This window comes from Glycocaulis sp. (genome assembly GCF_051859565.1).
GTDB lineage: Bacteria > Pseudomonadota > Alphaproteobacteria > Caulobacterales > Maricaulaceae > Glycocaulis.
Window position 1 is genome coordinate 97,680 of the sequence record NZ_JBHYFK010000005.1, and the last position, 15,757, is coordinate 113,436.

The 15,757-nt window shown below is 64.8% G+C and carries 14 protein-coding genes; all 14 read left to right on the forward strand.

Annotated elements, in window-relative coordinates:
• Nucleotides 1–123: 123 nt before the first annotated feature.
• The 14 genes from ACTIGC_RS08665 (at nt 124) to ACTIGC_RS08730 (ending at nt 15,751) form a co-directional block, all read left to right on the forward strand.
• The gene (locus ACTIGC_RS08665) at nt 124–585 is read left to right on the forward strand and encodes a division/cell wall cluster transcriptional repressor MraZ (RefSeq protein ID WP_439634018.1); all 462 of its coding nucleotides are present in this window, start codon (nt 124–126) and stop codon (nt 583–585) included.
• Nucleotides 585–1,580: a 16S rRNA (cytosine(1402)-N(4))-methyltransferase RsmH gene (gene rsmH / locus ACTIGC_RS08670; protein ID WP_439634181.1), complete on the forward strand. Its 996-nt coding sequence runs from the start codon at nt 585–587 to the stop codon at nt 1,578–1,580. Before ACTIGC_RS08665 ends, rsmH begins: the two co-directional genes overlap by 1 nt.
• Nucleotides 1,577–1,942, forward strand: a complete 366-nt coding sequence (gene ftsL, locus ACTIGC_RS08675) for a cell division protein FtsL (RefSeq protein ID WP_127565614.1) — start codon at nt 1,577–1,579, stop codon at nt 1,940–1,942. Before rsmH ends, ftsL begins: the two co-directional genes overlap by 4 nt.
• Nucleotides 1,939–3,750 (forward strand): peptidoglycan D,D-transpeptidase FtsI family protein, encoded by a 1,812-nt coding sequence (locus ACTIGC_RS08680; RefSeq protein ID WP_439634019.1) that lies wholly within the window; start codon nt 1,939–1,941, stop codon nt 3,748–3,750. Before ftsL ends, ACTIGC_RS08680 begins: the two co-directional genes overlap by 4 nt.
• Nucleotides 3,747–5,225 carry a UDP-N-acetylmuramoyl-L-alanyl-D-glutamate--2,6-diaminopimelate ligase gene (locus tag ACTIGC_RS08685; RefSeq protein WP_439634020.1) on the forward strand — a complete coding sequence of 493 codons (1,479 nt, stop codon included), beginning with the start codon at nt 3,747–3,749 and terminating at the stop codon, nt 5,223–5,225. Before ACTIGC_RS08680 ends, ACTIGC_RS08685 begins: the two co-directional genes overlap by 4 nt.
• On the forward strand, nt 5,222–6,631 hold the full coding sequence (locus tag ACTIGC_RS08690) for a UDP-N-acetylmuramoyl-tripeptide--D-alanyl-D-alanine ligase (RefSeq protein WP_439634021.1): 1,410 nt from the start codon (nt 5,222–5,224) through the stop codon (nt 6,629–6,631). The genes ACTIGC_RS08685 and ACTIGC_RS08690 overlap by 4 nt, the downstream gene beginning before the upstream one ends.
• Nucleotides 6,632–6,636: 5 nt before the next feature.
• Nucleotides 6,637–7,737, forward strand: a complete 1,101-nt coding sequence (mraY, locus tag ACTIGC_RS08695) for a phospho-N-acetylmuramoyl-pentapeptide-transferase (protein WP_439634022.1) — start codon at nt 6,637–6,639, stop codon at nt 7,735–7,737.
• A 9-nt stretch (nt 7,738–7,746) separates the two neighbouring features.
• A complete protein-coding gene (gene murD / locus ACTIGC_RS08700; RefSeq protein ID WP_127565618.1) occupies nt 7,747–9,159 on the forward strand; it encodes a UDP-N-acetylmuramoyl-L-alanine--D-glutamate ligase in 1,413 nt (470 codons plus the stop codon).
• Nucleotides 9,156–10,304 (forward strand): FtsW/RodA/SpoVE family cell cycle protein, encoded by a 1,149-nt coding sequence (locus ACTIGC_RS08705; protein ID WP_127565619.1) that lies wholly within the window; start codon nt 9,156–9,158, stop codon nt 10,302–10,304. Before murD ends, ACTIGC_RS08705 begins: the two co-directional genes overlap by 4 nt.
• Nucleotides 10,301–11,398, forward strand: coding sequence for an undecaprenyldiphospho-muramoylpentapeptide beta-N-acetylglucosaminyltransferase (gene murG, locus ACTIGC_RS08710; protein ID WP_439634023.1), 1,098 nt, complete (start codon nt 10,301–10,303; stop codon nt 11,396–11,398). The genes ACTIGC_RS08705 and murG overlap by 4 nt, the downstream gene beginning before the upstream one ends.
• A 25-nt stretch (nt 11,399–11,423) precedes the next feature.
• Nucleotides 11,424–12,833 carry a UDP-N-acetylmuramate--L-alanine ligase gene (gene murC, locus ACTIGC_RS08715; RefSeq protein ID WP_439634024.1) on the forward strand — a complete coding sequence of 470 codons (1,410 nt, stop codon included), beginning with the start codon at nt 11,424–11,426 and terminating at the stop codon, nt 12,831–12,833.
• A 154-nt stretch (nt 12,834–12,987) separates the two neighbouring features.
• Nucleotides 12,988–13,923, forward strand: coding sequence for a UDP-N-acetylmuramate dehydrogenase (murB, locus tag ACTIGC_RS08720; RefSeq protein WP_439634025.1), 936 nt, complete (start codon nt 12,988–12,990; stop codon nt 13,921–13,923).
• Entirely contained in the window at nt 13,920–14,837 is a 918-nt protein-coding gene (locus ACTIGC_RS08725; protein ID WP_439634026.1) for a D-alanine--D-alanine ligase, read from the forward strand. Before murB ends, ACTIGC_RS08725 begins: the two co-directional genes overlap by 4 nt.
• A 92-nt stretch (nt 14,838–14,929) precedes the next feature.
• On the forward strand, nt 14,930–15,751 hold the full coding sequence (locus ACTIGC_RS08730; protein WP_439634027.1) for a cell division protein FtsQ/DivIB: 822 nt from the start codon (nt 14,930–14,932) through the stop codon (nt 15,749–15,751).
• The last annotated feature ends 6 nt before the right edge of the window (nt 15,752–15,757 follow it).

Sequence of the window (15,757 nt, forward strand, 5' to 3'; positions counted from 1 at the left end):
GCCTGTAAAAACAGCGCTGGACACTGGCTTCGGCATTGTTTCCCATCATTTCCCATGATATCCCATAATTAACCACATCGGGGCAGATGTCGCACGTGGGAAGCCGGGGGAGCGCCGCAGGAGATGTTTTTCTCCACCACAACCAACGGGATAGATGCCAAGGGACGGGTTTCCGTCCCGGCCGATTTCCGTGCCGTGGTGTCGGCGGAGCGCTTCGGTGGTATCTATGTCTGGTGTTCGTTTAACGGACCGTTCCTGGAAGGTGGCGGTGAGGCGTTGATGGCCGAAATGGCCGCTGCCATCGATGCGATGGACCCGTATGACGATGCGCGCACGGCCTTTGAGCGCGTGATTTTCGGTGGCGCCCGCCCCCTCTCGTTTGACCAGACCGGCCGCATCTCCCTGCCGCGTGAATTCATCGAGCATGCCGGCCTTGACGCAAAGGCGACCTTTGTCGGCATGGGCCGCCGCTTCGAGGTCTGGTCGCCCGAAGCGCACGCCGAGCGCCATGCCCGTGATCTCAGCTTTGCGCGCGACAACAAGGCCGCGCTGCGCCGCCCTGCCGTTCGGCCGGAGGGTGCATGATGGGGCACGTCCCGGTGCTGCTCGACGAAGTGATCACTGCCATCCGCCCCCGCGCGGGCGGGCTCTATGTGGATGGTACGCTGGGCGGCGGGGGCTATGCCCGAGCGGTGCTGGCCGTCGAGGGCGCGCGTCTGGTCGGCATCGACCGGGACCCTGAAGCGGCAAAGGCTGCTGCCGCGCTGCGCAAGGCCTTCCCGGACACGTTCGCCTTTCAGTCCGGCCCCTTCTCCCTGATGGAGCAGATCGTAGAGCTGTCCGGCAGTGATGGTGTCGACGGCGTAATGCTCGATCTGGGGGTGTCGTCGATGCAGATCGACGAGGCAGAGCGCGGCTTCTCCTTCCAGAAGGACGGCCCGCTGGACATGCGCATGGCCCGCTCTGGTCCCAGCGCTGCCGATGCCGTCAACCATCTGGACGCCGACGAGCTGGCGGCGATCTTCAAAATCTATGGCGAGGAGCGCCATGCCCGCCGTGCGGCGCGCGCCATTGTGGAAGACCGCGCCGCAAAGCCTTTTGAGGCCACGCTTGAACTGGCATCGCTGATGGCGCGGGTAATTGGCGGCAAGCCGGGGCGTATTCACCCGGCCACACGCGTGTTTCAGGGGCTGCGCATCTATGTCAATGACGAGCTGGGCGAACTGATCCGCGCGCTCGGCGCGGCGGAACGCATCCTGAAGCCCACCGGCGTGCTGGCGGTTGTCACCTTCCATTCGCTGGAAGACCGCATCGTGAAGACCTTCCTGCGCGCCCGCGCCGGCATGGCGGGGCAGGGCTCGCGCCATGCACCGCAAGTGGAAGCGGGGCCGGCGCCCAGCTTCTCGCTGCTGACCCGCAAGGCCATTGAACCTTCAGAGGCCGAAATCGCCGCCAATCCGCGCGCGCGCTCCTCGCGCCTGCGGGCCGGTGTCCGCACCACCAACCCTGCCTGGCCAGCCGAAGATGACGGCCTGCCCGGCGTGCCCCCTTATAGCCGCCTTCTGGAGTGTGTCACATGATACGCCTCGTCCTCTTTTTCGGCATTCTCGGCAGCGTGATCCTTCTGGGAGCGCTGTATGTCGCCAAAGCAGAAACCGATGCGGCTCAGGCCCGTCTTGCAGGGCTGCAGGTGGAGCTCGCTCAGGAGCGCTCGCGCATCAACACGCTGACGGCCAATATCGCGCATCTGGAAGATCCCGAGCAGCTCAGAGCGCTGGCCCGCACCCATCTGGGGTTTGAGCCGGTGCAGTCGGCGCAGGAACTCTCGCTGGCCGAGCTGGCACAGGTGCGCGCCGAAGCTGAACGCCTGTCGCCGCAGGCGCCGCAAACGGCGCAGGCCAGCTGGCCGTCCACCACACCTCCGGTAAGAGGGCGTCAATGACGAATTGGCTGACGCGTCTTTTCGGCAAGGTAAGAATCCGGCGTTCGCGCGCCGGGCTTGAGCCCTTGCGCGGGGACGGATCAGCCGGTTTCGATGCCAGCGCCACCATCCGGCTGGAAGACGAGGCCGGTCAGGCGCTAGGGCGCACGCGGCTGCGCCTTGGCTTTATCGGTATTCTGGTGGGCGCAGGATTTCTGGTGGCGGCGGGCCGCGCGGTAGAACTGGCTGTCACGGGCGAGTTTGCTGAGGCTGCGCCGGTGCGTGTGGCGCAGGTGGCGTCGCGCCGCGGCGAGATCGTTGACCGCAATGGTCAGATTCTGGCCAGCAATCTCGATTTCCATTCTGTTTTCGCTGATCCGCGCCAGGTCTGGGATCCGGCGGAGACCGCTCAAGCGCTGCGAACGGTTCTTCCGCATCTGAACGCGGAAACCCTGCAGCGTGATCTTTCATCAAACCGCCGCTTTGTCTGGATCGAGCGCGGGCTGGGCCCGCGCGAACGTCAGGCCATTCACATGCTGGGCCTGCCCGGCATCGGCTTCCGGGTGGAGCCGGGCCGGGTCTATCCGCGCCGGCGGCTGGCTGCACATCTGGTAGGCTTTACCGATCAGGACCTGGCAGGCCTGGCCGGGGCGGAGCGCGCCTTTAATGACGAGCTTAATGACGGGTCTGGCCGTCCGGTCAGCCTGTCCATTCATCTGGGCGCGCAGGATGCGCTGGAAACCGTGCTGCGCGAGCGCGTGGAGCGCTACTCGGCGCAAGGCGCCATGGCGGTGCTGATGCGCGTCGGCACCGGCGAGATCATCGCGCTGGCCTCCCTTCCCGACTTTGACCCGAACCGGGCGGGCAGTGAACCGGCGGAAAACCGTTTCAACCGTACCGTCCAGGGCGTTTACGAGCTGGGTTCGGTATTCAAGCCGCTCACCCTCGCTGCCGGTATAGAGGCCGGGCTGGTGCGTCTTGACGATACATTCGATGCCCGCGCGCCGATTGCCATCGGTTCGCACCGCATTCGCGATTTCCGTCCGCAGTCGCGTATACTCACCGCCCGGGAAGTCATCATTCATTCCTCCAATATCGGCTCGGCCCGCATGGCGGAGCGGATCGGCGGAGAGGTGTTGACCAGCTTCTTCGGAGAGCTGGGCCTTTGGGAGCGCCCGCCGCTGGAAATCATCGAGGGCCAGAACCCGATGCTGCCTGCCCGCTGGGGCCGGGCAGAGGTGATGACGGCTTCATACGGGCACGGCTTCAACGTGTCGCCCGTGGCTCTGGCAGCGGCCTATGCCGCGCTGGCCAATGACGGAATCTACACGCCGCCGACCCTGCGTCCCGTTGGCCCGACCGATATCGTGCCGCAGATTCCGGTGATGAGTTCGGCAACGGCGGCACAGGTGCTTGGCGTCATGCGCGCCTCTGTTGCCGGCGGTCAGGCCGACCGCGAAGGCCTCGCCATTGCCGGCAAGACCGGCACGGCCCAGCGCATCGTCAATGGCCGCTACCAGGTCGGTAATGTGCTGACCAGCTTTGTCGGGATATTCCCCTTCGATGACCCGCAATACGTGCTGGTGGTGAGCCTCGACCAGCCGCGCCCCATCCGCGAGACCCATGGCTTCAACACCGCTGGCTGGAATGCTGCGCCAACAGGCGGCGAGATCATCGAGCGCGTGGCGCCGGTACTGGGTGTGGGCCTTCGCGAAGCCGACCCCGGCGCGCGCGTGCAGACGGTGGCGCGCATGTTCGTGCCGCGCACGCCGGTGCGGGCAGGACCGGAAGAGCCCGTCGAACTGGCTGCAGGCAGGGATCGCCCATGAGTACGCTGCGCAGGCTTGCTGACATCCTTCCCGCTGGCGTGAGCGTGCCGGAAGGCATGCTGGAACTGGCCGTCACCGGACTGGCGCTGGACAGCCGGGCGGTAAAGCCCGGCTTTGTCTTTGCCGCCTTGCCGGGCGTGACCACCCATGGCAATGCCTTCATCAAGGCGGCTATCGACGCAGGCGCTGTGGCTGTCCTGGCCGAGCGTGGCACGGCTGCGCCTGTTCCCGTCATCGAGGCCGATGATCCGCGCCTCGCCCTGGCGCAGATGGCGGCGCGGTTTTCTCCGGCCCAGCCGAAATACATCGCCGCCATTACCGGCACCAACGGCAAAAGCTCCACTGTCGAATTCCTGCGTCAGATCTGGCAGGCGGCAGGCCATGAGGCGGCGGCTCTGGGTACGCTCGGCGTGACGCGGAGTTCTGGCCGCACCGATGTGGGTTACACCACGCCCGATGCCATCGCCCTGCATGCCGCGCTGGATGCGCTAGCCCAAGAAGGCGTCACACACCTGGCGATGGAGGCGTCGAGCCACGGGCTGAAACAGCGGCGCATGGACGGCGCAAAAATCGCGCTGGCGGGCTTTTCCAACCTCACCCAGGACCATCTCGATTATCATCCGGACTTTGAAGACTATTTCGCCTCCAAGATGCGCCTGTTCGATGAGCTTTTGCCCGAAGGCGCACCTGCCGTCATCACGGTGGATAGCGAGTGGGGCGAGGCGGTGGTGCGCCGCGCCGAGGCACGCCGCCAGCAGATTTTCACCGTTGGCTGGAACGGGCGCGATATCCAGCTGAAGGAAATCACCCCGCACGCCGCCTTCCAGCATGTGCGCTTTGTTCATGCGGGCAAGGAGCATGCCTTGACCCTGCCCCTGATGGGCGAGTTCCAGGCCAGTAATGCATTTCAGGCGGCCGGCATGGCGATAGCGAGCGGCGTGGATGCCGATACCGTGTTCGCTGCGCTGGAGAAGCTGAAAGGCGTCGCAGGGCGTCTGGAGTTTGTCGGCGCGACGGCTGAGGGCGCGCCTGTTCTCATCGATTACGCTCATACGCCCGATGGTCTTGATAAGCTCCTGCGGGCGGCGCGTCCGCACACCGCCGGCAAAGTGATTGTCGTGTTTGGCGCGGGCGGTGACCGTGATCCGACCAAGCGCGAAAAGATGGGCGCTATAGCGGCCAAACTCGCCGACCGGGTGATCGTTACCGACGATAATCCGCGGTCTGAAGATCCGGCTCTCATCCGCGCAGCGATACTGAAAGGGGCGCCTCACGCCGAAGAGATTGGAGACCGCGAGCGCGCCATTTTCACCGCCATTGGTGATCTGAAAGCGGGCGACACCTTGCTGCTGGCAGGCAAGGGCCATGAGACCGGCCAGACCATCAAGGGCGTGGTCCATCCGTTCGATGATGGCGAGGTCGCGCGCCGCGCTCTCGCCGCCAGAACAGGCAGTACCGGGGAGCGGGGGCAATGACCGGGCCTTTATGGACAGCAGCGCAAGCCACCGCCGCGACTGGCGGGCGGCTCGTAGGGGGTGATAGCTGGCAGGCCTCGGGCGTCTCCATCGACACGCGCTCTCTGGAGGCCGGAGACCTGTTCGTGGCGCTGGCAGACCAGCGTGACGGGCATGATTTCGTGCCTGCCGCCGAGAAAGCAGGGGCAGCTGCATCCATAGTCTCTCGCGAAGATGCAGGCACAGGCCCACGCCTTGTCGTGCCGGACGTGCTCGAAGCGCTGCAGCGCCTTGGCGTCGCGGCGCGCGAGCGCAGCAAGGCTGTACGTGTGGGCGTCACCGGCTCGGTCGGCAAGACATCGGTGAAAGAGGCCATTGCGGCGGTCTTCCGCGCCAGCGGTCCTGCGCACTGGAGCGTCAAATCCTACAATAATCACTGGGGCGTGCCGCTGACCCTGGCGCGCATGCCGCAAGGTACCAGGCGCGGCGTGTTCGAGATGGGGATGAACCATGCCGGCGAGATCGCGGCCCTGACCACACAGGTGCAGCCTCATATCGCCCTCATCACCCGCATCGCACCGGCGCATCTGGAAAATCTGGGTTCCATGGAAGCCATCGCCGATGCCAAGGCGGAGATATTTGCAGGGCTGGCAGGCGATGGCGTGGCGATCATCCCGGCAGATTGCGAGTACGCCCCCCGGCTGTGCGCGCGCGTGAACGAGAGCGGCGCGGCATTCCTGTTCGAGTTTGGCCGGGCGCGGCACGCTGCGGTGCGTATCCTCTCCTGGGACCAGCAGGCTACATCCGGGCGCGGCCGCTTTGATGTGCTGGGCCGTATGGTGGACATTTCCATCCCGGCGCCGGGCGAACATCAGGCCCACAATGCCGCTGCCGTAATGGCGGCCTGCGTGGCCGCCGGCATTGATAGCGCGCAGGTCGCCGATGTGCTGGCCGGCATGGAAGCCCAGGCCGGGCGCGGCGCGAGCTTCATGATAGAACTTGATGGCGGCAGCGCACGCATCATCGACGACAGCTATAATGCCAACCCGGTGTCCATGGCCTCCGCGATTGCCACACTCGCCCGACATTCGCCTGACGGCAAAGGCCGCCGCATCGCGGTGCTGGGCGAAATGCTGGAGATTGGTGAGAGCGCCCCGGAGCGTCACCGCGAACTGGCAGCGCCACTGGTTGATGCCGGTGTGTCTGCGGTCATTGGCGTTGGCGCGATGATGGAACATCTGATGTCTGCGCTGCCCGGATCGGTTAAGGGCGCAATGGCGGCATCGCCGGCGGACGCCACTGATCGGCTATGCGCCATGCTGCGTCCGGGCGATGTGGTGCTGATCAAGGGCTCGAACGGTTCGGGCGTTCATAAAGTAGTCGCAAGTTTGCGGAACGGTGCCGTTAACGCGGTCATCAAAGGCTGATTTTCATGCTCTATTTCCTGTTTTCCCAACTCGCTTCCGACATCGCCGTTTTCAACGTCGTGAACTATCTCACATTCCGCACCGGGGCAGGGCTGGTCACGGCCTTCCTCGTGGCCATCATTATCGGCAAGCCCTTCATTGGCTGGCTGAAGACCAAGGGATCGCAGCCAATCCGCGATGACGGGCCTGAAACCCATGTGCTCACCAAGGCGGGCACCCCCACCATGGGCGGCTTCATCATCCTGCTGGGCATTCTGGCGGGGACATTGCTCTGGGCCGATCTTTCCAACCCCTATATCTGGGTTGTGCTGCTGGTCACGGCCGGGTTTGGCGGCATCGGTTTTCTCGATGACTGGCGCAAGGTGACCAAGCGCTCTTCGGCAGGCATTTCCGGCAAGATGAAGCTCGCCCTGCAGTCGGTTGTCGCGCTCATCGCCGTGTTCTGGATGACAGAGCTTCTGTCGAACGCGCCCAATGTCCCTGAAGGCTTTGCCACCTCGATCGCCGTGCCTTTCTTCAAGGATGTGCTGATCCCTCTGAGCTATGGCTTTTTCCTGTTCGGACTGATCGTGATTGTGGGCGCGTCCAATGCCGTCAACATCACAGACGGGCTGGATGGCCTCGCTATCGTGCCGGTGATGATCGCGGCCGGCTCCTTCGGCTTTATCGCCTATTTCGTCGGTTCGGCGGTCTATTCCAACTATCTGTTCCTGAACTTCACGCCCGGTACCGGCGAGCTCGCTGTGATCTGTGGCACGATCATCGGAGCCGGGCTGGGCTTTCTCTGGTATAATGCCCCGCCTGCCATGGTGTTCATGGGCGATACCGGCTCGCTGTCGCTTGGCGGTGCAATCGGCACCATTGCCGTGGCCGTGAAGCACGAGATCGTGCTGGCCATTATTGGCGGGCTTTTCGTGCTCGAAGCGCTCTCGGTGATGATCCAGGTGGCCAGCTTCAAGCTGACGGGCAAGCGCGTCTTCCGCATGGCGCCCATCCACCACCATTTTGAAAAGATGGGCTGGGCCGAGCCGACCATTGTCATCCGGTTCTGGATTATCGCGTTCGTGCTCGCCCTTATCGGTCTTTCGACACTCAAGCTGAGGTAGTTTGCCTGCATGATCCCGGTTACCGCCTACAAGGGACGCCGCGTGGCGGTGTTCGGCCTTGGCCGCACCGGGATAACGGCTGCGCGCGCATTGGCGGCAGGCGGGGCAGAGGTTTCCGCCTGGGATGACAACGAAGCCGCGCGCGAGAACGCCGCAAAGGCCGGTCTGGAGCTCGATGATCTCAACCGGCGTGACTGGGGCGATATGGCCGCTCTGGTGCTGTCTCCGGGCATCCCTCTTACGCACCCGGCCCCGCACCGCATGGTGTCGCTGGCCCGCGCGGTCGGTGCGCCGGTCATTGGTGATGTGGAGCTGTTCGCCCAGGCTATTGCCGATACGCCCGGCGTCACGGTGATCGGGATTACCGGCACGAACGGCAAATCCACCACGACGGCGCTGATCGGCCATATCCTGAAAAGCGCAGGGCGTGATGTGCGCGTGGGCGGCAATATCGGCGACGCCGTGCTCGGCCTCGAGCCGCCGCGTCCCGGCGCGATCTATGTGCTGGAGCTATCCTCCTACCAGCTCGATCTGATCGAGAGCCTGCGCTGCCGGGTGGCGGTCTTCCTGAACCTCACGCCGGACCATATCGACCGGCACGGCGATATTGAGGGCTACCGCACGGCCAAGGAGCGCATCTTTGCCAATCAGCAGGACGGCGATACGGCGATTGTCGGCGTTGATGACGAGCCGAGCCGCAGCGTGTGTACGCGACTGAAATCGAAGGCGGGGCTGAATGTGATCCCGGTTTCCAGCCAGCGGCTCGTGTCATTCGGTGTCTACGCGCTGGCAGGCAAGCTCTACGACGACACCGCGAAGGGCGGCGCCCGCACGGTCATGGAACTGCACCGCGCGCAAGCGCTTCCCGGTTCGCACAATGCGCAGAACGCGGCGGCGGCCTATGCTGCTGTGCGTGCCCTTGGAGTGAGCATTACCGACGCCATTGCCGGGATCGCCAGCTTTCCCGGCCTGCCACACCGGCAGGAGCGTGTCGGCGAGGCGGGATCGCTTCTCTTCATCAACGATTCCAAGGCCACCAATGCCGAGGCCGCCGCGCAGGCGCTCGCCTGCTATCATGACATATTCTGGATTGCGGGCGGGCAGGCAAAATCGGGCGGTGTTGAAAGCCTGAAGCCCTTCTTCCGGCGTATCCGCAAGGCCTATCTGATCGGGCAGGATGCAGACCTGCTTCGCAAGCAGCTGGGCCGTGACGTGCCCGCCGATATGTCCGGCACGCTGGAGCGCGCTCTGCAGAACGCGGCCATGGACGCCGCCGAAAGCGGCTATCGGCGGCCGGTTATTCTATTGTCACCAGCCTGCGCCTCGTTTGACCAGTTCAGAAGCTATGAGCATCGCGGCGACACATTCCGCGCTCTGGTAAAGGACTTGCTGGAGCGGGCAGCAAAGGGAGATGCGGCATGAACACGGCAAGCCGCAGCGGACTGGCGCGCCTCTGGTTCGGGCTGGACCGCACCTTGCTCTTCACGGTGGCCGGACTGATGGTTGTCGGTGTGACATTGTCCATGGCAGCCAGCCCGAGCGCAGCCGAACGCATCAGCCCCGGTGATCCGTTCTACTATCTCTACCGGCACATTTTTTTCGCCGGTCTCTCCATGATCCTGATGCTGGCAATAGCCGCGCTCAGCCCGCGCGGCGCGCGTCGTCTGGCCGGTCTGGCGCTGGTGGGCAGTTTCCTGGCGCTGATTGTCGTTGCCCTGATGGGGCACGAAGTAAACGGCGCCACGCGCTGGCTGCGCTTTGGCAGTTTCTCGCTGCAGCCATCGGAATTCTTCAAACCGGCCTTCATCGTGATAACGGCCTGGCTGTTTTCCGAGGAGAGCAAGGGCGCGCCGGTACCAGGGCGCCTCGTGGCGGCAGGCATTTACGTGCTGGCGATATGCTTTCTCATCAGCCAGCCCGATTTCGGCCAGTCCATCCTGCTGACCGGCATTTTTGCCGCCATGCTGTGGGCTGCGGGCCTGTCCTTTCTCCACACCGCGCTTCTGGGCAGCGTGGCGCTCGGCGGTGCAGCCGGCGCCTATTTCTTCCTCGGCCATGTGCGTGACCGGGTCGCTGCCTTTCTTGCGCCTGCCTCCGCGAGCGGCCCCACCCAGACCGAGATGGCTGTAGGCGCCATTACGCGCGGCGGCTTTACCGGCGTCGGGCCCGGCGAAGGCGAGATCAAGCGCTATCTGCCCGAAGCGCACACCGATTTCGTGTTCTCGGTTGCGGCAGAGGAATTTGGCCTGGTCGCGTCGCTGGCCATTATCGGCCTGTTTGCTATCCTGTTTGCGCGGGCCTGGTCTCGCTCCATGCGCCTGTCGGACAATTTTGCGCAGCTCGCCGTGGCAGGCCTCGCCCTGATGTTTGGCGGTCAGGCGCTGATCAACATTCTCGTCAATCTGGAACTGGCCCCGGCCAAGGGCATGACCCTGCCTTTCGTTTCCTATGGCGGGTCGTCCATGCTGTCTCTGGCATTTGCCGCGGGCCTGCTGCTGGCGCTGACCAAGCGCACGCCGGGGGCTTACCTGCCTGAGCGCAGCAGCACGCGGCTGGTGCCGGCATGAGCGCCCCCCGGCTTCTCATTGCCGCAGGCGGCACAGGCGGGCACATCTTCCCAGCCCGGGCGGTGGCGGAGACCCTGCGCGAGGCGGGCTGGCGGATACGCCTGGTCACAGATCAGCGCGGCATGCGCCACGCCAGCGGCTTTCCTGGCGAGGGCGTGGACCAGATCGAGGCGGCAACACCCTTCGTGAAGAACCCGGCGCGCGCAGCGGGCAACACGCTGAAACTGGCCAGAGGCTTTGCCAGCACCGGGCGCATCGTCGCGCAGTTCCAGCCTGACCTCATCGCCGGGTTTGGCGGCTACCCGGCCTTTCCTGCGCTGGCGCATGCCCGGCTGAAACGCATACCCTTCGTGATCCATGAGCAAAACTCCGTGCTGGGACGGGTAAACCGAGTGTTTGCCCGCAACGCGTTTGCGGTCGCATCCGGCTTCGACCGGCTGGACCGCCTGCCCGGCAAGGCCCGCCATGTGGTCACCGGCAATCCGGTACGCGGCGCGATCCTCGCGGGCGGACGCACGCCCTATGCCGCGCCTGAGGAAGGTGGCCCTGTCCGATTGCTGGTGATTGGCGGATCGCTGGGCGCGCGCATCCTGTCGGTAGGCGTGCCTGAAGCGATTTCGGGTCTGCCTGAAGGTTTGCGTACCCGCCTTGAGGTGACCCAGCAGACCCGCGCCGAGCAGATCGAGGCGTCGCGCCGCCTCTATGCCGAAGCGGGCGTGAAGGCCCATTGCGAGCCCTTCTTTGAGGATATGGGACCGCTCTACGCAAAGTCTCACCTCATCATTTCGCGTTCTGGCGCGTCCAGCGTGTCGGAGATCGCCGCACTGGGACGGCCTTCGCTTCTGGTGCCGCTGGAGATTGCGGCAGACGATCACCAGCGCGCGAACGCCATGGGGCTGGCGCAGGCTGGCGGTGCACAGATCATCACCGAGGACGAGATCGCTGCGGGCGCGCTGCGGGCGCGGCTTGAAACCCTGCTGGCCGATGGCGAAGCTCTCGCCTCAATGGCCGAGGCCGCCCTGCAGGCCGGCAAGCCGGATGCGCATTTGCGTCTGGCATCGCTCCTGCAGGAGGCGGCAAACGCGCGCACCTGACACAGACTTTTCAAGGACAGTATTCATGGCTCCGATTGACCTGCCTGCCGCTACCGGCCCGGTGCATTTCGTTGGTATTGGCGGGATCGGCATGAGCGGTATTGCCGAGGTGATGCTCAATCTGGGCTACCGGGTCTCCGGCTCGGACATCAAGGACAGTGCCAATGTGGAGCGCCTGCGGGCCAAGGGCGCAGTCGTGCATATCGGGCACCGGGCCGAGAATGTGGAGGGCGCTGGCGCGCTCGTCGTCTCGTCGGCGGTAAAGCGCGACAATCCCGAACTGGTGGCCGCGCGTGCCAAACGTATTCCCGTCGTGCGCCGGGCAGAGATGCTTGCCGAGCTGATGCGCCTGAAATACGCCGTGGCGGTGGGTGGCACGCATGGCAAGACGACGACGACCTCCCTTATCGCTGCGCTGATGGATGCAGCAGGCTTTGACCCGACCGTCATCAATGGCGGCATCATTTCGGCCTATGGCTCGAACGCCAAAATGGGCGAAGGCGAGTGGATGGTGGTGGAGGCCGATGAGAGCGACGGCTCCTTCCTCAAACTGCGCGGCACGGTCGCGCTGATCACCAATATCGACCCTGAACACATGGAGCATTACGGCGATTTCGATGCGCTGCGTGATGCCTTCGCCCAGTTTGTCGAGAACCTGCCCTTTTACGGGTTCGCCGCGCTGTGTACCGATCACCCCGAAGTGCAGGCGCTGGCCGCGCGTATCGAGGACCGGCGCATCATCACCTATGGCTTCAATCCGCAGGCCGATGTGCGCTGTGTGAATCTGCGCACCAGCCCGCAAGGAGCCGTGTTCGACATCGCCTTCCAGCCGCCGGGCGAGGAACGCGTGGTCTGGAAAGACATCTCCCTGCCTATGATGGGTGAACACAATGTCCAGAACACAACCGGCGCTGTGGCCGTGGCACAGGCGCTGGGCTGTACGGAAAGTGCTGCCCGCGAAGCTCTGGGCGGTTTTGCGGGCGTGAAGCGCCGCTTCACCATCACCGGCACGGCCAAGGGCGTCACGGTGGTCGATGATTATGGCCACCACCCGGTCGAGATCGCCGCCGTGCTGAAAGCCGCGCGCCAGCGGGCAGGCGATGGCCGCGTGATCGCGGTCGTCCAGCCGCACCGCTATACCCGCCTCAACGATCTTTTCGAGGAGTTCTGTACCTGCTTTAACGATGCCGACAGCGTGCTCGTCGCGGACGTGTATTCGGCAGGCGAAAGCCCGATTGAGGGCGCCGATCAGGACTCGCTCATCGCCGGCTTGCAGGCGCACGGCCATCGCGATGCGTCCGCCAGCTCGCGTGAAACGCTCGCCGATGACATCAAGCCGCGCGCGAAATCCGGCGATCTCGTCGTCTGCCTCGGCGCGGGCGACATTACCGCCTGGGCGGCAGAGCTTCCCGCACGGCTGGAGAAGGTGTTGTGAGTGGTCACTTTAGAGCTGCTGCTTCTTTTCCTCCCCTGTTTACGGGGGAGGTGTCAGCGCAGCTGACGGAGGGGGGAGTTTTTTTCTCTGTTCCCCCCCTCGGCCTTTCAGGCCACTCCCCCCGCAGGCGGGGGGAGAAAGAGGGTGGCGGCAAATGACCTTCCCCTCCCTCCTTCCCCAACTGCCTGAAGTGCGCGGGCAGTATATCGAGAACGCGCCGCTGTCTGACATTACATGGCTGCGTGTAGGCGGGCCTGCGCAGGTGCTCTACCTGCCCGCAGATGAGGCGGACCTTGCGCGCTTCCTGGCCGAGACGCCTGAGGACATTCCCGTCCATGTGCTGGGCGCGGGCTCCAACACGCTTGTAAGGGATGGCGGGGTGCCGGGCGTGGTGATCCGCCTGACGCCGGCATTTGCACGCGCGCAAGTGCTGGCGGGCAATCGTATCCGCATCGGTACGGCACTGCTCGACAAGATGGCGGCCAAGGCCGCCGCCAAGGCGGGCATTGCGGGGCTGGAATTTTATGTCGGCGTACCGGGCACAATCGGCGGCGCGATCCGCATGAATGCGGGCTGCTATGGGTCGGAGACAAAGGACGTACTGGTTGAGGCCATCGCGCTGGACCGGCGGGGCCGCCGCCTGATCGTGAAGCCGGACGAGCTGGGCCATGCCTACCGCCACTGCTCCGCGCCCGAAGACTGGATATTCACCGAAGCGGTGTTTGAAGGCCGGAGCGATGAGCCGGCCGCCATTCTGGAGCGCATGGACGCGATCAGCGAGAAGCGCGCCGCGACCCAGCCCATCCGCGAGAAAACCTCCGGCTCCACCTTCAAGAACCCCGACCAGACCCAGAGCAAAGGCCGGTCTGCCTGGCAGCTGGTGGACGCGGTTGGCGGGCGCGGACGGCGCAAGGGCGGGGCGCGCTTTTCCGAGATGCACGCCAACTTCCTGATCAATGATGGCAGCGCCAGCGCGGCAGACCTTGAAGGGCTCGTGGAGGAAATCCGCGCCGAGATTGCGTCGAAGGAAAACGTCGAGATGCACTGGGAGGTCAAACGTATTGGCCTGCCCGCAGGAGAAAACGCATGAGCAAGCGCATCGCCCTTCTGCTCGGAGGCTTGAGCCCTGAGCGCGAGGTCTCGCTGGTCTCGGGCCGCGAATGTGCCAAGGGCCTGCGCGCCAAGGGGCATGAGGTCCATGAGATTGACCCCGCGAACGAGCGCTGGATCGATGACATCAAGGCGCTCAAACCCGATCTCGTGTTCAACGCGCTCCATGGCCTGTGGGGTGAGGACGGGCGCGTGCAGGGCGTGCTGGAATATCTGCGCATCCCCTACACGCATTCCGGCGTGCTGGCCTCGGCGCTGGCGATGGACAAGCAGAAGACCAAGGCGGTCTTGCGCCTTGCGGGCCTTAACTGCCCGGACGGAAAGATTGTCAGCCGGTTTGACGCTGCACGCGATCACGTCATGCCTGCGCCCTATGTGGCCAAGCCGAATGATCAGGGCTCGTCAGTGGGCGTGCTGATCGTGCGCGAGGGCGCTAACCGCCCGCCTGCGGCGCTCGCCGCCGACAGCTGGCCCTATGGCGATGACATTCTCATCGAAAAATTCATTCCGGGCCGGGAGCTGACCGTCGCCGTGATGGGTGACCGGGCGCTGACCGTCACCGAGATCGTGCCCAAAACAGCCTTTTATGACTATGAGGCAAAATACGCAGACGGCGGATCGGTTCACCGCCTGCCTGCTGATATCCCAGCCCATGTCTTTGACCAGGCGATGGCGGCTGCCGTCACCGCGCATCGTGAGCTTGGTTGCCGGGGGCTCACCCGGTCCGATTTTCGCTGGGATGAGGGCGGCGACGGCAAGCTTTGGTTACTCGAAATTAATACCCAGCCGGGCATGACTCCTACATCGCTTGCGCCCGAACAGGCCGCGCATTGCGGTATCGGATTTCCCGACCTTGTCGAATGGATAGCGGAGGATGCCAGTTGTCAGAGGTGAGGCGCTCTCGAACAGCTCCCACCCGTGCCGGAAGTTCCGGCGCAACGCGCTCCCGCACCCGCAAGCCGCCCGCCTCCATCCCCCAGCGCCCCATGGTCAACTGGGCCAGCGCCCAGATACGCACCGCGCGCTACCGCACGATCACCGCGCTGCGTCTGGGCTTTTTTGCTGTCGCGGGCGTGACCGCACTGGCATTCATTGGTCTGGCCATGACGGGCGGGCTGGGCCCGGCTGGCGACGGGATGCGCGCCGCCTTTGCTGATCACCTCACCCGTTCGGGCTATGTTGTTCGCGCCGTGGATGTGGTGGGCGCCCGTGACGTGAGCGCCGCCGAGATTGCGCAGGTCATCGGCGCGCGGCCCGGCCGGGGTCTGATCGAGATTGATCCTGAGCAGGCGCGCGCCGCTATCGAAGCCATGAGCCGGGTTGAAAGCGCGCAGGTCATCCGCCTCTGGCCGGACAGGGTCAGTGTCATCATTACCGAGCGTGCGCCCTATGCGCTCTGGCAGAATGAAGGCGTGCATTACGTAATCGACCGGCGCGGCATCGTGCTGGCTGGAGAAAACCCGTCAGACCACGCCGCGCTGCCCCGCCTTGTCGGGGCCGGTGCCAATGAAGCGGCGGAGGAGATCATTACCGTGCTCGCCCGCCAGCCGGAACTTGCCGCTCTTGTCACCCATGCGGTACGTGTGGGCGAGCGGCGCTGGAATCTGCGCCTGCAGTCAGGCAGCGACATCCTGCTTCCCGAAACCGGCGTCGCCAGCGCCGTGGCCCTGATCGCAGCCCTGCACGCCGACCAGCGCGTTCTGGAGCTGGACGCCCAGGCTTTTGATCTGCGCGGCGACGGCGAAATGGCGATCCGCGCCTGGCCGGAACGTGCAGGCGGTGCTTCGGCCCGTGAGCGGGGAGCCTGAGCCGAA